Source organism: Flavobacterium sp. I3-2 (assembly GCF_013389595.1).
GTDB lineage: Bacteria > Bacteroidota > Bacteroidia > Flavobacteriales > Flavobacteriaceae > Flavobacterium.
Window position 1 is genome coordinate 509,367 of record NZ_CP058306.1, and the last position, 23,612, is coordinate 532,978.

Sequence of the window (23,612 nt, forward strand, 5' to 3'; positions counted from 1 at the left end):
ACATCTATAATTTAAAACCAACACCAAATTCTAAAGCTTCTGCTTTTGCCGAATGTGTTTTCAAACTCATCGACCCAAAAATGCGTTCTGTAACATTGTATTTCAAACCTAAACGTTGATACAAACTTCCATTAACTTTATATTGATCATATACATAAACACCCATTTGACCTTCAATACTCAATTTATTTATATACATTTCGTATCCAGTAAAAACACCAATTCGTTTATAATCTGTATTTAAAGAAATATTTGATTCAGGAAAAGAATTTGCTAAAAGTGGAATTATTTCTTTTAGAGTTTCGGACAAAAACAATTCAGCACCTAATTGAAGTGAACCCGTTCTATTTAATCGCTTTTCTGCATAAGCATTAATGTGATAAAAAGGTTTTTGCCCCATTCCAATTACGTGTCCTTCATTTACACCAGTCTTAAAACTAATTACATATTTAATTCTTGTATCAAAATTATCAACTTGTGAACTAAAACGTCGATTTGGTTCTTGATGATTGAACGAATAATTTAAACCAATTTGCAATCCTAAAGTATTTGTACTGATATTCGGTGACTTTAATGTTGCATTGGAATGATGTAAAAAAACTAGCCCAGCTTGAAAACCCAAACCATTCCAAAGATTTTGCTTATTAAAATTTAAAGCCAAATAAGTCGAAGGCATAAATTTAGTTCCGTAAGCTAAATTTCTAAAATTAGTTTCTCTATCGTACGGATTGGTTGCATAAGCAATTCCTTGTGCTACTCGAAATTGTAGATTGCGATTAAAAAAATAAAAATTTAAATGTGCAAAAGCACCATATAAATTACCTAATTCAGGATTGTGATTGTTTTGATAATGTAAAGTAAATCCATAATCGGGGAAATTATAAAAACTTTCCCAAGGTTTATCACCTACCGTTTTTCGATTAAAACTTAAAAAAAAACCTTCTGGTTTTGCAGTAATCAAATGCGAAATTTGTTGGCTATGTGGAATTATAGAACCTGTATAATAATTACCTTCTACAAACCAATCGTCAAAATTTTGTGCATGAACTGTCGAAGTAAAAAAAAGAATTGCAAAAAAAAAGTGCTTAAAAACACTTCTCAAATTACTTGAAAAGAATATTTTTAAGCACAGCATATTTTTAGAATAAACCGTTGATTTCAGCATCAATTCTATTGATGATATTTCCTAAATCTTCAGGATTATCAACAAAATTAATATTATCAACATCGATAATTAACAACTTTCCTTTGTTGTACGTTTGAATCCAAGCTTCGTAACGTTCATTCAAACGATTTAAATAATCGATAGAAATGGTATTTTCATAATCACGTCCGCGTTTGTGAATTTGACCAACTAAATTCGGAATCGAACTTCTTAAATAAATCAATAAATCTGGTGCTCCAACCAATTGTTCCATCAGTTCAAAAAGCGATTTATAATTTTCGTAATCTCTATTTCCCATCAAACCCATGGCATGTAAATTTGGAGCGAAAATGTGCGCATCTTCATAAATCGTACGATCTTGAATGGTATTTTTTCCGCTTTCTTTCATCTTCAAAACCTGACGAAAACGGCTATTTAAGAAATAAATTTGTAAGTTAAATGACCAACGATCCATCGAATGATAGAAATCATCTAAATACGGATTGTCAACTACATCTTCGAAATGCGGTTCCCATTTAAAATGTTTTGAAAGTAATCGGGTTAAAGTTGTTTTTCCTGCTCCGATATTCCCTGCGATAGCAACTTGCATTTATGGTGTTTTTAATTTGTAAATATTAATATCTGTATCTGTAAAAATAGTCAAAATTTCATTATTTATTTCAAATGAAACGATGTTATTATTTGGCAGATTTATTTTTAAGTTTTGATTTGAAACGAGATTAAGATAAAACAAATCTTGATTCGTTTGACTGATAAATGCAGAAGGTGAAATCAAATCTATTTTTTCAAATTCGGTAGAAAAAGGCATTTGAGAAACTTTTCCGTAAATATCATACGTATAAATAATATGGTTTGATTCAATAAAAAACGAATTCGCGTTTGAATTCCAATCGCTAAATTTATTTTCAAATGGCACAGAAACAGCTTTTAAAGAATTTTGACCAGCATCAAAAAGAAAAATACGTCTTGAAATTCCGTCTAAAACCCAATAGAAATTTTTGTTTGATGCACTTACCGAAATTACATCCAACTCTGGAAACTGAATGCTGAAATTTACATTTAAAATTTCGTTTAATTGATTATCTAAAACCACAAAACTTTGAAAATCTCTATAAAAAACAAGAATCTGAAATGGATTTCGAATATCTATAGAAGATATTTCGCCGTAAAGTAAATTACTATAATTATACTTTTTATCTTTTTTTTGTTTGGTTATTTGATTATTCTTTACCAGATAAAATTCGCCTAAATGGTCGTATGAAGCAAATTGAATGGCATTTTGATTTGCTAAACTTTGTAATAATTCGACATCTAAATCTTGAGCTTGAATTAAACTCGTAAAACTCAAAAATAAGATGAAGAAAAATTTACGCATCGTAATGTTTATAAGTAATTATATCGAAAGCATGTTTATGCTTTTCGTCAATTTCGTGATGAATAACCTCAACAGATTTCCAAATCATTTTATCAATTTCAGGAAAAAAAGCATCAGCTTCAAATGATTCTTTGACTTCGGTAATCGAAAGTTCGGTAGCTAAATCAATCGTTTGTTTGTAGATTTCTCCGCCACCAATTACAAAAAGTTTATCTTGATTTTGATTTTTCGCGAAATGAATAGCTTCATCAATCGATTGAAAAACAAAACAATTTTCTGGAACTTGATAATCTGTATTTCTAGAAATAATCAAATGTGTACGATTTGGTAATGGTTTCGGAAAGGTCTCAAACGTTTTTCTTCCCATTAAAATAAAATGTCCTGTTGTTAAACTTTTAAAATGTTTAAAATCATCAGGCAAATGCCAAATCATTGCATTATCTTTTCCTAACGCATTATTTTCAGCAACAGCAGCAACAAGAATTATTTTCATATTAAACTGAAACTTGTCCTTTAATGGCAGGATGCGGTTCGTAATTTTCTAAAGTAAAATCTTCAAAAGTAAAATCGAAAATATTTTTCACTTCTGGATTTAACTTCATTGTTGGTAGCGGTTTCGGTTCGCGAGATAATTGCAATTCTAACTGTTCGATATGATTGTTATAAATATGAGCATCACCAAAAGTGTGAATAAAATCGCCATATCCTAATCCACAAACTTGAGCAACCATCATCGTAAACAACGCATAAGATGCAATATTAAACGGAACTCCTAAGAAAATATCGGCGCTTCGTTGATACAACTGACAAGATAATTTTCCGTCGGCAACATAGAATTGAAAAAAAGCATGACAAGGAGGTAAAGCAGCTTTATTATTTGCAACGTTTTCTGCAAACGAAATAGAAGTATCTGGCAAAACGCTTGGATTCCAAGCAGAGATTAACATTCTTCTACTATTTGGATTAGTTTTCAACGTTTCAATCAATTCGGTAATTTGGTCAATTTCTTCACCATTCCAATTACGCCATTGATATCCGTAAACCGGACCTAAATCACCATTCTCATCTGCCCATTCGTCCCAGATGCGAACACCGTTTTCTTTCAAATACGCAATATTAGTTTCGCCTTTTAAAAACCATAACAATTCGTGAATGATTGATTTTAAATGCACTTTTTTAGTGGTAACCATCGGAAAGCCTTCGTTTAAATCAAAACGCATTTGATAACCAAAAACGCTTTTAGTTCCGGTACCTGTTCGGTCACCTTTTTGAACACCTGTTTCAATAACATGCTTAACTAAATCTAAATATTGCTTCATAAGTTTTCTTATTATTCTGATTTTCTAGAAATTTCATCACGTAAACGAGCAGCTTTTTCGTAATCTTCGTTTGCAATTGCATTTTCTAACAATTCATTCAATTCTTTAAGTGAAAAATGAGCATATTCGTTTACCTTCTCAGTCATTTTAGGAGCTTCGATATTCGTGAATATTTCTTCTAAAACATCGTCAATATCTTCTGATTCGTCTTCATTTTCATTTCCGTCCACAACACCATCATTCAAGAAAATTCCTGCTTTATCTAGGATGTTTTTATAAGTAAAAATTGGAGCTTGAAAACGAATTGCCAACGAAATTGCATCTGATGTTCTGGCATCGATAATTTCTTCAATTCCATCGCGTTCACAAATAATACTTGAGAAGAAAACACCATCAACTAATTTGTGGATGATTACTTGATTGATAACAATATCAAAACGGTCTGCAAAATTTTTGAACAAATCGTGCGTTAACGGTCTTGGAGGTTTTAATTCTTTCTCGATAGCAATTGCAATTGATTGTGCTTCAAAAGCTCCGATAACAATCGGAAGTTTTCTATCGCCGTCAACTTCGTTTAAAATCAGTGCATAAGCACCATTTTGCGTATGACTGTACGAAATTCCCTTTATAACTAATTTTACTAAACTCATATATTTCCTAACCAAAAAAAGGGCTATTAAAACAAAGATACTACTTTATTTTAATAGCCCAAATGGGTTTTTATTTTTTTGAAAAGAACTAAGCGTTTTTAGCTTTGAACTCTTTTAATTTCTCGATTAATGCAGGTACTACTTGGAAAGCATCACCAACAACTCCGTAATCTGCAACTTTAAAGAAAGGCGCTTCTGGGTCTGTATTAATAACCACTTTTACTTTAGAAGAGTTGATTCCAGCAATGTGCTGAATAGCTCCAGAAATACCAACTGCAATATATAAATTGGCAGCAACTGGTTTTCCTGTTTGTCCAACGTGCTCAGAGTGAGGTCTCCAATCTAAATCAGAAACTGGTTTAGAACAAGCAGTTGCAGCTCCTAAAACAGAAGCCAATTCTTCAATCATTCCCCAGTTTTCTGGACCTTTTAATCCACGACCTGCAGAAACAACGATTTCAGCATCAGCAATAGTTACTTTTCCTGTTACCTTTTCAACACTTTCTACAACGATAGCAAAATCAGCATCGTTTAAAGCTGGAGCGAAATCTTCTGCAGCAGCAGCTCCTGAAGCTTCAACTAATCCGAAAGAGTTTTTAGCTAAAGCTAATACTTTTACGTCTGAAGCGATTTCTGTAACATTGAATCCTTTTGTAGAGAAAGCGTTTCTTTTCACTTGGAAAGGAGATGTAGAAATTGGTAAAGCTATTACGTTAGAAGCAAATCCTGCTTCTAAATTAACAGCTACAATTGGTGCTAAATATAAAGAATCTGTAGTTGACGATAAAACAACAACTTTAGCTCCTTCTTTTTGTGCCGCTTGTTTGATTACATCAGCATAAGCTTTAGCACTGAATTTATTTAATTTATCGTTAGATACTTTTAAAACTTTATCAACTCCGTAGTTTCCTAATTCAGAAACATCAGATGTATTGATTGTTACAGCAGTTACAGTTGTTCCTAAAGATTCTGCAACTTTTTTTGCATAAGAAGCTAATTCTAATGCAACTTTTTTAAATTTTCCTTCTGCTGATTCAGCATATATTAAAACTGACATACTCTTTTAATTTTGTAATGAATAAATAAATTGAAGTGAATTAGATTACTTTAGCTTCGTTATGTAATAAGTTTACTAACTCATCTAAATTATCTGCGCTAATGATTTTACAAGCAGATTTTGGAGCTGGACTTTCGTATTTAACAACTTTAGTTAAAGCTTCAACACCTGCTGGTTCAACAACGTTTAAAGCTTTTGTACGAGCTGTCATAATTCCACGCATATTTGGAATACGTAAATCTTTTTCCTCAACAATTCCTTTTTGACCTCCAATAACTAAAGGTAACCCTGCTGATAAAATTTCTTTACCACCGTCAATTTCTCTCGTTACTTTTGCTGTATTTCCTTCAACTTCGATTCCAACGCAAGAATTCACAAAATTATATCCTAAAATTGTAGCTAACATTCCTGGAACCATTCCTCCATTATAATCTAAAGATTCTTTACCTGCAATTACTAAATCGTATCCACCATTTTTAACTACTTCAGCTAATTGTTTTGCAACGAAAAATCCGTCTGTAGGATTTGCGTTTACACGAATAGCTTCATCAGCTCCAATTGCTAAAGCTTTACGGATAGTAGCTTCAGTATCTGCGCCACCAACATTTACAACTGTTACATGAGCACCTTGTTTTTCTTTAAACCAAATAGCGCGTGTTAAACCAAACTCATCATTTGGATTAATTACAAACTGAACTCCATTCGTATCAAACTCAGTATCACCATTCGTAAAATTAATTTTCGAAGTAGTATCAGGCACGTGGCTGATGCAAACTAATATTTTCATTTATTGTAAGTTTTTTAGATTAATGTTTTAATAAAAACGAAGATAAAAAAATTATTTAAATAAATAGTATGCGTGCATAATATTTTTTAGCACAAAATACAAATTTCTAAAATAAATTTAATTTTTATCCAATTTAAAAAGACCAAAATCAATTATATTGAAAATATCTAAAAAAAATTAACAATGTCATAAATGAGAATTTTGAAATTAATAATATCTTTATGTAAAAACTGGATATGAAAATTCGATTAATATTTTTCTTAACCATGCTTTCTTTCAAGAGCTTTTCTCAAAATACAAACTTAGAAAAGATAGCATTAGAGTTTAAACCAAAAGCTCATGCAATTGCACATCAGCCCATCAAAGCAAATTTTTGGGGCTTTAAAAATGCCGTTATTTTATTTTATGATACCGTAATTACTGATACGTCTGAATACGGAACTTATTCGCACAATCGTATTCAAAGTTTTATTTTAATTCCCGACGGTTCATCATACAAAAAAATTTTGATTGATGAATTTGAAGATGACAATGTGGATACCGAAATTTTAAGTGTCTTTTTTGCAAATGCAGATGAAGATTCTGAAAAGGAATTGATTATATTAACCTCAAATACGCATCGATTACAATATTTATATGATGGCACAGACTATACCGTATATTTTTACGATAATTTTAATTCAAATAAAATTCCAAAAAAAATGAAATCTTTAAATAATCCTAAATTAGATATTTTCTCTAAAAATAATTTTGAAGGTTTTCTCGATGATTCTGATTATATTTCGAAATACAAAAATGCAGAAGACATCAAAAAAGAATTAAAACAATTAGGATATTAAAATTTCAAAAAATGACAATAAGTAAAAAAATTCAACTATTAAGTTTTGTTTTATTAGCTAGTAATCAAAGTAATGCTTCGTTACCTTTTGATTTGTTTCCATCAGAAATTATTCAACAAACAAATAATTTATCTACTTTAGAACAACAATTAATTTCTGATTTTAAAAAGCTAGACGAAAATCCTGAATATGCTTCAACTGTTAGAGAAAATTTTTACAAAATCATAAACGAAAATCCCGAAAGTTTGAATTATGATTTTACCAAACTGAAAGAAGCAACAGGAATTTACATTGCAACTTCAACAGATAAAAAATTCAGAATTTACAGCTGGAACAATAACTCCGGTGGAACCATGCGCTTCTTTGACCAAATCATACAATATAAAGGAGATAAAAAAACAATAAGCAATTTAATTGTTGCTGAAGATGATGCGCAATCTTTCATTTCTAAAATTTATTCAGTTAAAACAAATAAAAATGAAACGATTTATCTAACCATTAATAATTCAATTTTATCTACAAGTTTAGTTACTCAAAGCATTTTTGCTTATAAAATCAAAAACAACAATTTAGATCTAACAAAGGTTTTCAAAACTAAAAAACAAGAATTATCTTCTATACATTGCGAATTTGATTTTTTTAGTGTTGTTGATAGACCAGAACGTCCCGTTGAATTAATTACATTAAAAAACAACACTTTAAAGATTCCGTTAATTAATGAAAAAGGAATTGTTACTTCTAAAAATTTGATTTATAAATGGAACGGTAATAATTTTATTTACGAAGGAATTAAATAAAATCAATATTTAAAAATCAACCAAAACCATAATTATAATTTATTCTCAAAAACAAGCCAAACAAATTATATTTTTATATTTTTGTGTTCCTATTAATTACGATAATACAATATGAGAACTATACAATTTAGAGAAGCTATTTGCGAAGCGATGAGCGAAGAAATGCGTCGCGATGAAACCATTTACTTAATGGGAGAAGAAGTTGCTGAATATAACGGTGCTTATAAAGCTTCAAAAGGAATGTTAGATGAATTTGGACCAAAACGTGTAATCGATACACCAATTGCAGAATTAGGTTTTGCTGGTATTGCGGTTGGTTCTGCAATGAACGGTTTACGTCCGATTGTAGAATTCATGACATTCAACTTTTCACTTGTTGGAATCGATCAAATTATAAATAACGCAGCTAAAATGCGTCAAATGTCTGGCGGACAATTTAACATGCCAATGGTTTTCCGTGGACCAACTGCATCTGCAGGGCAATTAGCGGCAACTCACTCTCAAGCTTTTGAAAACTGGTATGCAAATACACCTGGTTTAAAAGTGGTAGTTCCTTCTACACCTTATGATGCAAAAGGTTTATTAAAATCGGCAATTCGTGATAACGATCCTGTAATCTTTATGGAGTCTGAACAAATGTATGGTGACAAAGGAGAAATTCCTGAAGGTGAATACACAATTCCATTAGGAGTTGCAGACATCAAACGTGCTGGAACAGATGTTACGATTGTATCATTTGGAAAAATCATCAAAGAAGCTTTAATCGCTACTGAAGAATTACAAAAAGAAGGTATTTCGTGTGAAGTAATTGATTTAAGAACGGTTCGTCCATTGGATTTTGATTGTATTATCAATTCTGTTAAGAAAACAAATCGTTTAGTAATCTTAGAAGAAGCTTGGCCATTTGCATCAGTTTCATCTGAAATCACTTACACCGTACAAGAAAGAGCTTTTGATTTCTTAGATGCTCCAATACAAAGAATTACAACAGCAGATACTCCTGCTCCATTCTCTCCAGTATTATTAAAAGAATGGTTACCAAATTCACAAGATGTAATAAAAGCAGTTAAAAAAGTTGCTTACAAATAGAAAAAAAACTAATATATTTGATACTCCAACTAAACGTTGGAGTATTTTTTTATGAAACCACTTAAACACGCACTTTTACTAATATTATTCTTTTTAATTCCGCTATCGTTTTATGCACAAACGAAAGTTGGAGGAATCGTAAAAGACAATAACAATCAACCACTTGCATACGTAAGTGTGTATTTCAAAAATTCATCCGAAGGAATAATAACAAATGAATTAGGTAAGTTTTATTTAGAATCAGATTCTAAATTTGACACATTAGTAATTTCTTATATTGGTTTTGCAGACAAGTTCATTCCTTTAAAATCAGCTACAAATCTGAATTTAAACATCCAACTTGAAGAAGATAATACGCTTGAAGAAATGAAGATTTATGTAGGAAAAACATCCAAAAAAGATAATCCTGCATTAGATATTTTACGTAAAATTTGGGCAAACAAACGCAAAAACGGGCTTTATAAATTTGACCAATATCAATATTCCAAATACGAAAAAGTAGAATTTGACATGAATTCTATTGATAGTGCTTTTATGAAAAAACGCATTTTCAATGGTATGGAATTTATTTTTAATCATGTGGATACATCATCAATTACAGGAAAGACATATCTACCGATTTTCATCAACGAAAAAGCTTCAATGATTTATGGAGATAATATTAAAAACAAAAAGAAAGAACTTGTAAAAGGAAACAAAAATTCTGGTTTTGAAAACAATCAACACATCATTTCTTTCATTAATGATTTGTATGTAGATTATAATATCTATAACAATTACATTCGTTTTTATGATAAAGATTTTGTCAGTCCACTTTCTACCACTGGAATTAACGTCTATAATTATGTCTTAGCAGATAGTACATTCATTGGAAACAAATGGTGTTACAATATTGTTTTTTATCCAAGAAGAAAAGGTGAACTTACCTTTAAAGGGGATTTTTGGGTTAATGATACCACATGGGCAATCAAAAAAATAAATTTAGCAGTTAGCAAAGGTGTTAATATCAACTGGGTTAAAGATATTTATGTAGAACAAGAGTTTGAAGTTTTTGACGACTCCGTTTTCTTGTTAACCAAAGATCACATGATGACCGATTTTAGCATCAGTAAAAAAGACGAATCCAAAGGTGTTTATGGAAAAAGAACAACTTACTACAAAGATCACAAATTCAATGTAAAACGCCCAGATAATTTTTACACAAGTGAAGTCAACACTTACGACGAAAGTATAATGGCACGCGACGATTCATTTTGGGAAACCTACCGTTTTGAACCACTTTCAGAAGAAGAAATGGGAATTTATGAAATGCTTGATGCGCTTAAAGAAAATAAAAGATTCAATAGTTACGTAAACGCAGTAAGTATTCTTTCGAGTGAATACATTCAATTTGGAAATTTCGATTACGGACCTATTTTTTCATCTTTAGGATTTAATGACGTTGAAGGTACGCGTTTTCGTGTTGGAGGTAGAACTTACTTTGGACCTAATGATTATTGGCGTTTAGAAGGTTTCCTTGCTTACGGAATTAAAGATGATAAATTCAAATATGGAATTTCTGCGAAATACATGCTAGACAAAAGAAATCGTTTTATGATTTATGCAGGAAACCGAAGAGATGTTGAACAAATTGGCGCTAGCTTATCTCCTATTGTCGATGTTTTAGGACGTAGCTTTGCTTCTAGTGCTTTATTTGCTAGTGGAGATAATTCAAAATTATCAAACATCAATACAAGTACAGCTGGTTTGGAAATTGAACCTGTAAAGAATTTAAAGTTCTCAACATCTTTAAATTACAAAACGTTAAAAACAGCTTCTCCAACTTTCAGCCTTGATTATTTAGATTTAACAACAGGTACAATAGAGCAACAATTAAAACAATCAGAAATCAATGTTTCTGTAGATTATACACCAAAAAGAAAATACATCGGATATGGTGTTGATCGAATTGACGTGAATTATGATTACGCAAGACTTTTTGTAAATTATAGTTTAGGTGTCAAAGGCATGTTAAACGGAGATTTTGATTACAAAAAAATACAGGTTTTCTATAAACATCCATTTTGGGTAGGTGGATTTGGTAGATTAACGCCAATTGTTGAAGCAGGTAAAACTTTCGGAACTGTACCACTTGGATTAATGAGTGTAATACCAGGAAATCAATCGTATTTTAGAATTGAAAATGCTTTTAGTCAACTTAATTATTACGAATTTGTTACAGACACTTATGTTACATTACATTTAGAACATAATTTTGAAGGTCGTTTATTTTCAAGAATTCCTTATTTAAGAGATTTAAATTTACGCGAAATTATTGGATTTAGAGGAGCTTACGGAACTGTTTCTGATGAAAATAAAGCCATCAATGCTTCGAACATTAATTATGTTGCACCAACAGATAAAATATATTACGAATATTATGTAGGAGTTGGAAATATCTTCAAGTTGATACGTCTTGATTTTACTTGGCGTGGAAATTATTTAGAAAATCCAGGAGCTCACAAATTCGGTGCAAAAATTGGTTTCGGATTCCAGTTTTAAGACTATTTTCGCAGATAAACTTGTAATAATTTGGATTTTAGCGTACTTTTGCATCCAATTTTTTTGACAATTAAATATTACACATAAAAGCATTATGACAAATTTTGAAAAATTCGATGCATTTATCGAAATACCAACAGGAAGCAGAAACAAATATGAATTTGATTTTGAATTAAAAAAAATGCGTTTCGACCGTTTATTATTCTCTTCAATGATGTATCCTGCTGATTACGGATTTATTCCTGAAACTTTAGCTTTAGATAACGACCCGTTAGACGTTTTAGTTTTAGTTACAGAACCAATGATTCCAGGATTATTAGTTGAAGTTAAACCAGTTGGTGTTTTTTATATGTCTGACGATAAAGGACAAGACGAAAAAATCATCTGTGTTCCTACAGGAGATCCAATCATGAACAAATTAAACGACTTAAAAGACGTTAACGAACATAAATTATTAGAAATCGAACACTTCTTCCAAGTTTACAAAGATTTAGAAAAGAAAAAAGTAGAAACTAACGGATTCGGAGACAAAGCAGCTGCAATTGCTTTAATCGAAGAATGTCAAGCTCGTTTCAGTGCTTTAGACGCTGAAAAACAAGCTTCGTTCGCAATCTAAAAAATACCAAGCCAGAACAAATGTTCTGGTTTTTTTTTATTAAAAATAGACGTAAAAAAAATCATGGCATTTATTTTTATTTTAAATTTGATTATTAAATATATAAAATCATGCAATACGTTTATGTTGGAATGGCAGCACTTATTCTAGTTATTTTTGGTTATAAGAAATTTTCTGCAACAAAAAGAACTAATGAATATCTTCCGGAAAAGGAAACAAAGAAAAAATAAATCAAAAAGATCGTGTTTAGTAAATGCGATCTTTCTTTATTAAAAGATAAAATTTCAACACAACAACCGTAACATTTAAATTTCATCTTTAAGAATATCCTTATATTTGTAGAAATTAAAACGAAAATGTCAAAACAAGTCAATCCATATAAAGATTCTAATTTGGGCAAAAAAGAACAAGTCGCTCAAATGTTCAATACCATTTCTGAAAATTACGATAACTTAAACCGTATGATTTCTTTAGGAACCGATCAAGGTTGGAGAAAGAATGTCTTGAAAATGGTTGCTGCGAAAAAACCAGATTCAATTTTAGATATCGCAACCGGAACTGGCGACATGGCCATCTTTTTATCGAAAACAAATGCAACTCGAATTGTAGGTTTAGATCTTTCACAAGGCATGCTTGATGTTGGAAAAGAAAAAGTAAAAGCTCTAAAATTAGATGACAGAATCGAAATGATTTTAGGTGATTCTGAGAATTTACCTTTCGAAGACAACAGCTTTGATGCCATTACAGTTGGCTTTGGGATTAGAAATTTTGAGACCTTAGAAAAAGGTTTAGCAGAAATTTTAAGAGTTTTAAAACCGAACGGAATTTTTATTATATTAGAAACTTCAGTTCCAACTAAATTTCCTTTGAAACAAGGTTATAATTTTTATACAAAAGTCATGGTTCCATTTATGGGAAAAATGTTCTCTAAAGACCAGCAAGCGTATGAATATTTATCAGAATCTGCAAAAAATTTTCCTTTTGGAGAAGAATTGAACAATATTTTGAGAAAAGTTGGGTTTAAGAATGTAAAGCATCATCCTCAAACAATGGGAGTTGCTACAATTTATGAATCATCAAAATAAACTATGAAAAAACTAATTGTAATTGCTTGTCTTTTTATTTCAGTAACAAGTGTTGCTCAAAATATGTTCGGAAAAAATCCTTATAGAAACCAACAAGAATTTGATAAACAAAGAGTTCATTGGGGTTATTTCTTGGGATTCAACACCTATAATTATAAAATTAATTATACAGAAGGTTACGAAGTTAAAAATAACAGTCAAGAAATTCAAGTACAAACAAGTGGTGGTTTCAATGTTGGTATGGTTGGTGATCTAAGATTAACTGAATATTTAAATTTGCGTTTTGAACCAGGTTTATATTATGGAAAAAAAACACTTTTTTTTCCACAGTTAGCTGAAGGAAACAATTTGTCTAAAATCAGAACAATTAATTCAACTTACATTAACTTTCCATTATTATTAAAATTCTCAGCTTTGCGTACCGGAAATATTCGTCCGTATGTTGTGGGCGGTTTTTCTAAATCATTAAATCTTGGAAGCAACGAAGATTCTAAAGATGACAATTACGCAGGAAAATTTAGAGTAAAAAAATGGACGAACAATTACGAATTAGGTTTAGGAGTTGATTTTTATTTTGAACATTTTAAATTTACACCATCTGTTCGAGGTGTTTTTGGAATGGGCGATGAATTAGTTCGTGATCGTAATCCACAAAGTCCTTGGACAGGAGGAATAGAGTCAATGAAAACCAGAGCAATCTTAGTTAACTTCACATTTCATTAAAAATATTAAAAGCTATATCCGTATCAAGATATAGCTTTTTTTTATCGTCTAAATTCGCTCAAGGTAATTGCAGTAGCTGTCGCAACATTCAAACTTTCTGTTACTTGTAAATCTCCGAATCTAGGAATAGAAATACGATGAGTAACTAATTTTTCAATTTCAACAGAAATTCCATTAGCTTCATTTCCCATCACAATAATCCCTTCAGTTTTTAACTGTTCTTTATATATGTTATTTCCATCCATGAACGTTCCATATATTGGCACATTAGTTTCTTGTAAATATTTTTTTAAATCAACATAATGTACATTTACTCGAGTCATTGAACCCATAGTTGCTTGAACGACCTTGGGATTGTAAACATCAACAGAAGTTTCAGAACAAATTAAATCAGAAATCCCAAACCAATCACATAATCGAATAATAGTTCCTAAATTTCCAGGATCACGAACATCGTCTAAGGCAACTTTCAATCCGTTTGGTTGAGGCAGGTTTAAATTGGGCATTTCAAAAACAGCCAAACAAGTATTTGGGTTTGTTAGTGCCGATATTTTTTTTAAATCGGTCTCAGAAATTTGAGTTACTAAATTTGATGAAACTCCAAAATCAAAATATTCTGTTACATAAATATGAACCAACTTCAAATCAGACGCAATCAATTCTTGAATTACTTTTATTCCTTCTGCAATAAACTTCTGATCAATCTCACGAAATTTCTTTTGTTTCAATTGACTGATTTGCTTTATTTGATTTTTACTAATCATAGGACATTATTAAATATGACGCAAATTTATAAAGTAAAACTCACAATAAATAGAAACAAAACGAATAAAGTTTTTACATTGTCATAATCTAAAAAAAAGGAATCTTTTAATAAACAAAAAATTGTATTTTTACATTCTATTTTATAACGATTTTGAAAAAATATATCTCTAAAACGGCAATAGTTATCATTTCAAGCTTAGCTCTATATTCTTGCTCTTTGACAAAAAGAGTACCAGATGGTGAGCAGCTTTTAATGAAAAATGAGATTTTAAAAAATGGCAAAAAAGAAACTTCAGATGCCATAACAGGACAGTTATATCAACATCCGAATTCTAACTTGCTTGGCATGAGAATTCGTTTGCAATTATATAATTTGGCTAAGGTTGATGCAGATTCATCATACAACGCTTGGTTAAAACAAAATCCGAATACAAATAAATTTTTAAATTCTGTTTTATCTGCAAAACAAACCGATCGTTTAGGTAATTCTTTTTTGGTTTCTGGAATCAGCAATTCATTAAAAAACTTAGGAGAAAAACCAGTACTTTTAAAAGAAGATCAAGCGGAAAAATCTACATTGAGATTGCGAAATTATTTTTTTAATCGTGGTTTTTTCAACACAAAAGTTGCCTATAAAATAGATTCTATCAAACCTAAAGAAGCAAAAGTAGATTATACGATTACAACGGGAAGCCCTTTTTATATCGATAGTTTATATGCAACAGTTCATTCTGAAGATTTAAAAACTTTATATAATTTAAATGAAAAACGTTCTTTAATCAAAACCGGAAAACAATATAACAGTGCTGTTTTAGACGAAGAAAGAGATCGAATTACTACGCTTTTTAGAAACAATGGCGCCTATGATTTTCAAAAAACTTTTATTAATTATGAAATTGATACAGTTGGTAAAAATCACAAAGCTGACATCAATCTTATAATTAATGACAAGACTGTAAAAACGGGAGATTCTTTAATCAAACAACCTTTCAAATTATATTCGTTAAGCAAAGTCAACATCTACACTTTGAACAAAACCGCAAGCAACCGAAGAATGCTTACGGACACCATTGAATACAATGGCATTAAAATATTGAGCGAAGGTCCACTAAATTATCGTCCGAAAGTATTAACAAATACTATATTTCTTGAACCAGAGACAAAATATAGTGACAGTAGACGTTTATTAACTTCACGTTCTTTAAGTAATTTACGCGTTTTTAATTATCCGTCAATTGAATTTGTAAAAGACCCAGCTGACAGTACTGGTTTATCTTTAATCACTAATATTACTTTGGTTCCTAAAGAACGAGCTGTATTCAAACCTTCGATTGATGTCACACATTCAAACATACAAGATTTTGGAATTCTTGGAAGTTTAGGATATGATTTCAACAATGTTTTTAAAGGTGCTGAAATTTTAAGCGTTGGTGTAAGAGGAAGTATTGGTTCTTCTGCAAGTAAATATCGAAGTAATCAAAACACTTTTTTTGACATTTTAGAATATGGAGCTGACGTAAAATTATCATTTCCTAGATTTGTATTTTTTACAAACACAGATAAAATTTTACCAAGAAGAATGTTTCCAGTTACCAATGTTAGTTTAGGATTTTCGAGTCAACAAAATATTGGTTTAGACAAGAGAAACCTAACAGCCGTTTATAATTACAACTGGAGCCCACAAAGAAGAACAAATTTTAATCTAGATTTATTGAATTTACAATACGTCAGAAATTTAAATCCTGGAAACTATTTCAATGTCTATAAATCTTCATATAATACTTTAAATAATTTAGCTCACATGACTGATACAAATCCTGATTATTTAAATAGTCAAGGAAATTTGAATATTAGTGGTGGCGGTCCAGACAAATTTATACATGATGTATTAAACGGAAATACAACTTTTCCAAGTAATTCATCTGAATACAAAACGATACGAAGTATTAATGAAAGAAAGAATAGACTTACAGAAAACAATTTAATTCTGGCATCTAACATTACCTTCACACAATCCTCTAGAACGAATATTGATGATAATGAATTTTATATTTTCAGATCAAAAATAGAATCTGCTGGTAATTTAGCAAGCTTGTTATCTAATCTTCAAAAAAACAATGTTCGAGAAGATGGTTCAAAAACATTATTTGATGTTGCTTATTCGCAATATATCAAAGGAGAAGTAGATTATATCAAATATTTCGATTTAGGAAATAAAAAAGTAATTGCAGTACGAGCTTTCGGTGGTATTGCAATTCCGTACGGAAATTCCAATAGCATACCGTTCTCACGAAGTTATTTTGCTGGTGGATCCAACGACAATCGCGCTTGGCAATCGTATCGTTTAGGACCAGGAAGTAGCGAAGGTGTAAATGATTTTAATGAAGCAAATATGAAATTGGCATTTTCATTTGAATACAGATTCAATATTACAGGAAAATGGAATTTAGGTTTGTTTGCCGATGCAGGTAATATTTGGAATGTTTTAGACAATGTTGAAGACGAGTCAATGAATTTTGAAGGACTTAAATCATTAGAAGAAATTGCCCTTGGAACAGGATTTGGAATTCGATATGATTTAGGCTTTTTCGTAATACGCTGTGACATAGGATTTAAAACATACAACCCAGGTAAATCTCCTGGTGAAAGATGGTTCAAAGAATTAAATATTAGAGATGCAGTTTTAAATGTAGGAATTAACTATCCATTTTAATAAAATTACTATTTTTGTAAACATTTTAATAAACAAAAAAACACAACTAAAATATGGCACATAACATTAAACCTGGAGTAGCTACAGGAGATCAAGTACAAGAAATTTTCAGATATGCAAAAGAAAAAGGATTTGCTTTACCTGCAATTAACGTAACAAATTCTAGCAATATCAACGGTGTAATGGAAACAGCAGCAAAATTAAACGCTCCTGTAATCATTCAATTCTCAAACGGAGGTGGATTATTTATGGCCGGAAAAGGTTTGTCTAATGAAAATGAAAAAGCTGCTATTGCAGGATGTGTTTCTGGTGCGAAACACGTTCATGAATTAGCTGAATTATACGGTGCTACTGTTATTTTACACACAGATCATTGCGCTAAAAAATTATTACCTTGGATTGATGGATTGTTAGATGCTAGCGAAAAATTCTTTGCTGAAACTGGTAAACCTTTATTTTCTTCTCATATGATTGATTTATCAGAAGAGCCAATTGAAGAAAACTTAGAAATCTCTAAAAAATATTTAGAGCGTATGAGTAAAATGGGAATGACTCTAGAAATCGAATTAGGAATTACTGGTGGTGAAGAAGATGGTGTTGATAACTCTGATGTTGATTCGTCTAAATTATACACACAACCAGAAGAAGTTGCTTATGCATACGAAGAGTTAATGAAAGTATCGCCTCGTTTTACAATTGCAGCTGCTTTCGGAAATGTTCACGGTGTTTACAAACCAGGTAACGTAAAATTGACTCCAAAAATTTTAGATAATTCTCAAAAATTTGTTGAACAAAAATACGGAACAATCTCAAATCCAATCGACTTTGTTTTTCATGGCGGTTCAGGTTCAACATTAGAAGAAATCAGAGAATCTATAGGTTACGGAGTAATTAAAATGAATTTAGATACCGATTTACAATTTGCTTTCACTGAAGGAACAAGAGATTATATGGTATCTAAAATTGACTATTTAAAAACACAAATTGGAAATCCAGAAGGAGAAGAACTTCCAAATAAAAAATATTATGATCCACGTAAATGGTTACGTGAATCAGAATTAACTTTCAACAAACGATTAGAACAAGCTTTCTCTGATTTAAACAACGTAAACACGCTGTAACAAAATCGCTTAAGCTATTAAAAATTTAAATATGGCTTGGTTTAAAAGAACTGAAAAAGGGATTCAAACCCCAACTGAAGATAAAAAAGATACTCCAAAAGGTTTATGGTATAAATCTCCAACAGGTAAAATTGTTGATGCAGATGAACTTGCTGCAAATTTATGGGTAAGTCCAGAAGATGGTTATCATGTTAGAATTGGAAGCAACGAATATTATAAAATTTTATTCGACGATAACAAATACACAGAATTATTTGAAAAAATTGTATCTAAAGATATTTTAGATTTCGTCGATACAAAAAAATATACAGAACGCTTAAAAGAAGCCCAAAGTAAAACAAAATTAAAAGATGCAGTTCGTGTAGCTGTTGGAAAATCTAAAGGTGCTGACTTAGTAGTAGCTTGTATGGATTTCGCTTTTATTGGAGGTTCAATGGGATCAGTTGTTGGAGAAAAAATCGCAAGAGGAATTGATTATTCAATCAAACATAAAATTCCTTTTATGATGATTTCTAAATCTGGTGGAGCACGTATGATGGAAGCTGCTTTTTCATTAATGCAAATGGCAAAAACTTCTGCAAAATTAGCTCAACTAGCTGAAGCAAAAATTCCTTATATTTCTTTATGTACCGACCCAACTACTGGTGGAACAACTGCTTCTTATGCAATGTTAGGAGATATTAATATTGCTGAACCAGGTGCTCTAATTGGTTTTGCAGGACCACGTATTGTAAAAGACACAACAGGTAAAGATTTACCAGAAGGGTTTCAAACTTCTGAATTTTTATTAGAACATGGTTTCTTAGATTTTGTTACACATCGTAAAAAATTAAAAGACAGTGTAAATCTTTATATCGATTTAATTTTAAACCAACCGGTTAGATAAATAAAAAAAAGCATTTTCAATTTGAAAATGCTTTTTTTATCTTCGCTTTTTATGATTACATTCCTGATCTAATCGCTTCAACTGGATCAAGTTTAGAAGCCGATATCGCAGGTAAAATACCCGACAACAAACCAATAAAACTTGCTAACGAAAGTCCGATAATTACGTTTGAAAAACTTAAAATAAATTCAAATGAAGTTGAAGCAGATACAATAACTGCAATTAAATAAACTAACAAAACCCCAACTAAACCTCCAATAAATGAAAGTATAACAGCTTCAAATAAAAACTGATATAATATAAAATGATTCTTTGCTCCTAATGCTTTTTGAATTCCAATAATATGCGTTCGTTCTTTTACAGAAACAAACATAATATTTGCAATTCCGAACCCACCTACTAATAAAGAAAAAGCACTAATAATCCAACCAACAACATTTAAACTCCCTACAATATTATCAATAAACTCGGTTAAACCAGCAAATTCATTTAAAAAGAAATTGTCTATATCAGATGGTTTCAAACCTCTAAATGTACGCAACTTCAAAGTAATATCATCTTTAAAGATACCCGAATCAAATCCTTTGATTGGTTTTACAACAATAACAGAAGTTAAATAATTACTATTTTCACCATAATATTGTCTCAAGAAATTCGAAGGAATAAAAACTTGTAAATCTTTTGATTCTCCAAATGAAGAGGATCCTTGTTTTTCTAAAACACCAATAACATCAAATCGTTTTCCATATAAGCGAACCGTTTGTCCAATTGCATTAACATTCGGAAACAACACTTCGGCAATTTCATATCCCAAGACAATAACCGAACTTCCTGAAGCATCTTCACTTTCGTTAAAAAAGCGACCTTTCTCAACCTTAATATTATCTATATATTGATAGTCAAAACTACAAGGCGAAATAGAAACATCGTTTGCAGTTGCATATTCTGACTTGATATTTTGTGAATTGGTAAAATAATTAAAAGAAATTCGATCAATACTTACCACATTTCGTTTCAAGTATTCATACTCATCATATTTCATGTCTGGAAATTGTTCCATCTTCCATTTTGGAACATCGGTTGGAGAAAATGAATATTGAAAAATATTCAACATTGAATTATCCATTCCTTCTAAATCTTTACGAATTCCTCTATCCATAGAATCCACAGCCGCTAAAACAGCAATTATCGAAAAAATTCCGACAGTAACACCTAAAAGAGAGAGTAAGGTTCGTAATTTATTTGTCCGTAAGGCATTGAGCGCGAACAATAAACTTTCTTTAATTAACTTTAAATAAATCATTCAGATTGAATAGAAATTAATATAAATATAAGTAGATAAAAAGTTAAAAAAGTTACACAAATTAAATAAAATATTTTTTTTAGTATTATTTAAAAATCAATTCATTTTTTTTTTATTTAATGAATAACATATAGTAATTTTACGTGCTAAATAATGACACAACTATTATAATGACAACAACTAAAAAGATTCAATCTGCATTAATATCAGTTTTTGATAAAAATGGTTTAGAACCAATTGTAAAAAAATTACACGAAAACAACGTAATTATTTATTCTACTGGAGGAACAGAAACATTTATCAAAGATTTAGGTATTCCTGTAGTTCCTGTTGAGGACGTTACATCTTACCCATCTATTTTAGGTGGACGCGTTAAAACTTTACATCCAAAAATTTTTGGTGGAATTTTAAATCGTCAAGACCATGAAGGAGATGTACAACAAATGCAAGAATATGCAATTCCTCAAATCGATTTAGTTATTGTAGATTTATATCCGTTCGAAAAAACAGTTGCATCAAAAGCACCTGAAGCTGATATCATAGAAAAAATTGACATTGGAGGAATTTCTTTAATTCGTGCAGCAGCTAAAAATTTCAAAGATACAGTTATCGTTGCTTCTGTAGATGAATACGAATTATTCTTAAACATGATTACCGAAGGTGATGGAGCTACAACTTTAGAACAAAGACGATTATTAGCAACACGCGCTTTCCACGTTTCATCAAATTACGACAGTGCAATTTTCAACTATTTCAATACAGACGAAACTGTTTTAAAAATTAGCGAAGCAAATGGTCAAACGTTACGATATGGAGAAAACCCACATCAAAAAGGATTTTTCTTTGGAAATTTTGACGAAATGTTTACAAAAGTTCACGGAAAAGAGTTATCTTACAATAATTTATTAGATGTTGATGCTGGTGTAAAATTAATGGAAGAGTTCAAAAACGAAGCTCCAACATTTGCAATCCTTAAACATAACAATGCTTGTGGCGTTGCTCAAAAAACAACAATGGTTGATGCTTATCTGACAGCTTTAGCTGGTGACCCAACTTCTGCTTTTGGTGGTGTTTTAATTGCTAACGGAAAAATTGATGTCGCAACAGCCGAAGAAATTAATAAATTATTTTGTGAAATTGTAATCGCACCTTCATATGACGAAGAAGCCATTACTATTTTACAAAGCAAAAAAAATAGAATTATTCTAATCATTAACGATGTAGAATTACCAAACAAACAAGTTCGTAGCTGTTTAAACGGAATTTTGGTTCAAGATAAAGATTATATCACAGACACTAAAGAACATTTAAACTTTGTTACAAACTTAACACCAACAGAAGAGCAAATTGACGATTTATTATTCGCTTCAAAAATTTGCAAACACACAAAATCAAACACAATTGTTTTAGTCAAAAACAAACAATTATGTGCTTCTGGAACAGGACAAACATCACGTGTTGACGCTTTAAATCAAGCGATAGAAAAAGCAAACACTTTTAATTTTGAATTAAAAGGAGCTGTCATGGCAAGTGATGCTTTCTTCCCTTTCCCTGATTGTGTTGAAATTGCAAATAACGCAGGAATCACAGCTGTTATTCAACCTGGTGGATCAATTAAGGATGAATTAAGTATAAACTATTGTAACGAAAATAATGTTGCAATGGTTACAACAGGAATTCGTCATTTTAAACATTAATTTGTTATTTTTGTAAGCTAAAAATTTTAACTAACCTAATACCCTTTTAACGAATATGGGATTTTTTGATTTCATGACCGAGGAAATTGCAATGGACCTTGGTACTGCTAATACACTTGTTATTCACAATGGAAAAGTTGTGGTAGACAGTCCGTCTATCGTAGCTCGTGATAGAGTTACTGGAAAAATAATTGCAGTAGGGAAAGAAGCAAGTTTAATGCAGGGTAAAACCCATGATAACATTAAAACCATTCGTCCGTTAAAAGACGGAGTTATTGCTGACTTTGATGCTTCTGAAAAGATGATTAGTCTTTTCATTAAAAGTATTCCTGCACTAAAGAAAAAAATGTTCACACCAGCATTACGTATGGTCGTTTGTATTCCGTCTGGAATTACAGAGGTAGAAATGCGTGCGGTAAAAGAATCGTGTGAACGCGTAAACGGAAAAGAAGTTTATTTGATTCACGAACCAATGGCAGCTGCAATTGGTATTGGAGTTGACATCATGCAACCTAAAGGAAATATGATTGTTGACATAGGTGGTGGAACGTCAGAAATTGCTGTACTTGCTTTAGGCGGAATTGTATGTGATAAATCTGTAAAAATTGCTGGTGACGTTTTCACTAACGACATCATCTATTACATGAGAACTCAGCACAACTTATTTGTCGGAGAAGGAACTGCCGAAAAAATTAAAATCCAAATTGGAGCAGCAATCGAAGATTTAGACCAAGGTCCAGAAGATATGTTAGTTCAAGGTAGAGATTTATTAACAGGTAAACCTAAACAGATAAACGTATCATATCGTGAAATTGCAAAAGCATTAGACAAATCTATTCAACGAATTGAAGATGCAGTAATGGAAACATTATCGCAAACACCGCCAGAATTAGCAGCTGATATTTATAATACAGGAATCTATTTAGCAGGTGGAGGTTCGTTACTAAGAGGTTTAGACAAACGTATTTCTCAAAAAACAGATTTACCAGTTTACATTGCAGAAGATCCATTAAGAGCCGTAGTTCGCGGAACAGGAATGGTGATAAAAAACATCAATAAATACAGAAGTATTCTTATAAAATAA

At 31.0% G+C, this 23,612-nt stretch carries 22 protein-coding genes; 12 read left to right on the plus strand and 10 right to left on the minus strand.

From position 1 onward, the window contains the following. Positions 1 to 4 precede the first annotated feature (4 nt). The 8 genes from HW119_RS02475 to HW119_RS02510 all read right to left on the minus strand — a co-directional run bounded on the left by HW119_RS02475 (position 5) and on the right by HW119_RS02510 (position 6,353). Positions 5 to 1,135, minus strand: a complete 1,131-nt coding sequence (locus tag HW119_RS02475) for an acyloxyacyl hydrolase (protein ID WP_177761094.1) — start codon at positions 1,133 to 1,135, stop codon at positions 5 to 7. A gap of 4 nt (positions 1,136 to 1,139) precedes the next feature. Beyond that, positions 1,140 to 1,754 carry a deoxynucleoside kinase gene (locus HW119_RS02480; protein WP_177761095.1) on the minus strand — a complete coding sequence of 205 codons (615 nt, stop codon included), beginning with the start codon at positions 1,752 to 1,754 and terminating at the stop codon, positions 1,140 to 1,142. Then, on the minus strand, positions 1,755 to 2,540 hold the full coding sequence (locus HW119_RS02485) for a hypothetical protein (RefSeq protein ID WP_177761096.1): 786 nt from the start codon (positions 2,538 to 2,540) through the stop codon (positions 1,755 to 1,757). Further along, the gene (locus HW119_RS02490; protein ID WP_177761097.1) at positions 2,533 to 3,033 is read right to left on the minus strand and encodes a dihydrofolate reductase; all 501 of its coding nucleotides are present in this window, start codon (positions 3,031 to 3,033) and stop codon (positions 2,533 to 2,535) included. The genes HW119_RS02485 and HW119_RS02490 overlap by 8 nt, the downstream gene beginning before the upstream one ends. Position 3,034: 1 nt before the next feature. After that, positions 3,035 to 3,859, minus strand: coding sequence for a thymidylate synthase (locus HW119_RS02495; protein ID WP_177761098.1), 825 nt, complete (start codon positions 3,857 to 3,859; stop codon positions 3,035 to 3,037). Positions 3,860 to 3,870: 11 nt separating this feature from the next. Then, positions 3,871 to 4,509, minus strand: coding sequence for a bifunctional nuclease family protein (locus HW119_RS02500; RefSeq protein ID WP_177761099.1), 639 nt, complete (start codon positions 4,507 to 4,509; stop codon positions 3,871 to 3,873). Between the two features lie 88 nt (positions 4,510 to 4,597). Next, on the minus strand, positions 4,598 to 5,566 hold the full coding sequence (locus HW119_RS02505) for an electron transfer flavoprotein subunit alpha/FixB family protein (RefSeq protein WP_177761100.1): 969 nt from the start codon (positions 5,564 to 5,566) through the stop codon (positions 4,598 to 4,600). Positions 5,567 to 5,606: 40 nt separating this feature from the next. After that, positions 5,607 to 6,353, minus strand: coding sequence for an electron transfer flavoprotein subunit beta/FixA family protein (locus HW119_RS02510; protein WP_177761101.1), 747 nt, complete (start codon positions 6,351 to 6,353; stop codon positions 5,607 to 5,609). A gap of 236 nt (positions 6,354 to 6,589) precedes the next feature. Here HW119_RS02510 and HW119_RS02515 point away from each other — a divergent pair, with 236 nt between their 5' ends. The 7 genes from HW119_RS02515 (at position 6,590) to HW119_RS02545 (ending at position 14,043) form a co-directional block, all read left to right on the plus strand. Beyond that, positions 6,590 to 7,192, plus strand: a complete 603-nt coding sequence (locus tag HW119_RS02515) for a hypothetical protein (RefSeq protein ID WP_177761102.1) — start codon at positions 6,590 to 6,592, stop codon at positions 7,190 to 7,192. Positions 7,193 to 7,203: 11 nt separating this feature from the next. Further along, positions 7,204 to 7,989 carry a hypothetical protein gene (locus HW119_RS02520; protein ID WP_177761103.1) on the plus strand — a complete coding sequence of 262 codons (786 nt, stop codon included), beginning with the start codon at positions 7,204 to 7,206 and terminating at the stop codon, positions 7,987 to 7,989. A gap of 111 nt (positions 7,990 to 8,100) precedes the next feature. Continuing rightward, entirely contained in the window at positions 8,101 to 9,078 is a 978-nt protein-coding gene (locus HW119_RS02525) for a pyruvate dehydrogenase complex E1 component subunit beta (RefSeq protein WP_177761104.1), read from the plus strand. A 51-nt stretch (positions 9,079 to 9,129) separates the two neighbouring features. Then, positions 9,130 to 11,619, plus strand: coding sequence for a DUF5686 family protein (locus HW119_RS02530; RefSeq protein WP_177761105.1), 2,490 nt, complete (start codon positions 9,130 to 9,132; stop codon positions 11,617 to 11,619). Positions 11,620 to 11,713: 94 nt separating this feature from the next. Further along, complete coding sequence (locus HW119_RS02535; protein ID WP_177761106.1) at positions 11,714 to 12,235, plus strand: inorganic diphosphatase; 522 nt, start codon at positions 11,714 to 11,716, stop codon at positions 12,233 to 12,235. 356 nt (positions 12,236 to 12,591) lie between these two features. Further along, positions 12,592 to 13,320 carry a bifunctional demethylmenaquinone methyltransferase/2-methoxy-6-polyprenyl-1,4-benzoquinol methylase UbiE gene (gene ubiE, locus HW119_RS02540; RefSeq protein ID WP_177761107.1) on the plus strand — a complete coding sequence of 243 codons (729 nt, stop codon included), beginning with the start codon at positions 12,592 to 12,594 and terminating at the stop codon, positions 13,318 to 13,320. A gap of 3 nt (positions 13,321 to 13,323) precedes the next feature. Next, on the plus strand, positions 13,324 to 14,043 hold the full coding sequence (locus HW119_RS02545) for a porin family protein (protein WP_177761108.1): 720 nt from the start codon (positions 13,324 to 13,326) through the stop codon (positions 14,041 to 14,043). A 41-nt stretch (positions 14,044 to 14,084) separates the two neighbouring features. On the opposite strand, the gene HW119_RS02550 is transcribed toward HW119_RS02545, so the two are convergent. Further along, on the minus strand, positions 14,085 to 14,807 hold the full coding sequence (locus tag HW119_RS02550; RefSeq protein ID WP_177761109.1) for a TrmH family RNA methyltransferase: 723 nt from the start codon (positions 14,805 to 14,807) through the stop codon (positions 14,085 to 14,087). A 218-nt stretch (positions 14,808 to 15,025) separates the two neighbouring features. Here HW119_RS02550 and HW119_RS02555 point away from each other — a divergent pair, with 218 nt between their 5' ends. Genes HW119_RS02555 through accD form a run of 3 tightly spaced genes read left to right on the plus strand, consistent with a single transcriptional unit; the run spans position 15,026 to position 19,528 of the window. Next, a complete protein-coding gene (locus HW119_RS02555; protein ID WP_317171501.1) occupies positions 15,026 to 17,521 on the plus strand; it encodes a BamA/TamA family outer membrane protein in 2,496 nt (831 codons plus the stop codon). A 53-nt stretch (positions 17,522 to 17,574) separates the two neighbouring features. Next, the gene (gene fbaA / locus HW119_RS02560; protein ID WP_177761110.1) at positions 17,575 to 18,642 is read left to right on the plus strand and encodes a class II fructose-bisphosphate aldolase; all 1,068 of its coding nucleotides are present in this window, start codon (positions 17,575 to 17,577) and stop codon (positions 18,640 to 18,642) included. A gap of 31 nt (positions 18,643 to 18,673) precedes the next feature. Then, positions 18,674 to 19,528, plus strand: a complete 855-nt coding sequence (accD, locus tag HW119_RS02565; protein ID WP_177761111.1) for an acetyl-CoA carboxylase, carboxyltransferase subunit beta — start codon at positions 18,674 to 18,676, stop codon at positions 19,526 to 19,528. 55 nt (positions 19,529 to 19,583) lie between these two features. Here the strand turns inward: accD and HW119_RS02570 are convergent, their stop codons facing one another. Then, positions 19,584 to 20,831, minus strand: coding sequence for an ABC transporter permease (locus tag HW119_RS02570; RefSeq protein WP_177761112.1), 1,248 nt, complete (start codon positions 20,829 to 20,831; stop codon positions 19,584 to 19,586). Positions 20,832 to 21,001: 170 nt separating this feature from the next. Here HW119_RS02570 and purH point away from each other — a divergent pair, with 170 nt between their 5' ends. Next, entirely contained in the window at positions 21,002 to 22,528 is a 1,527-nt protein-coding gene (gene purH / locus HW119_RS02575; RefSeq protein WP_177761113.1) for a bifunctional phosphoribosylaminoimidazolecarboxamide formyltransferase/IMP cyclohydrolase, read from the plus strand. 55 nt (positions 22,529 to 22,583) lie between these two features. Then, positions 22,584 to 23,612 carry a rod shape-determining protein gene (locus HW119_RS02580; RefSeq protein WP_177761114.1) on the plus strand — a complete coding sequence of 343 codons (1,029 nt, stop codon included), beginning with the start codon at positions 22,584 to 22,586 and terminating at the stop codon, positions 23,610 to 23,612.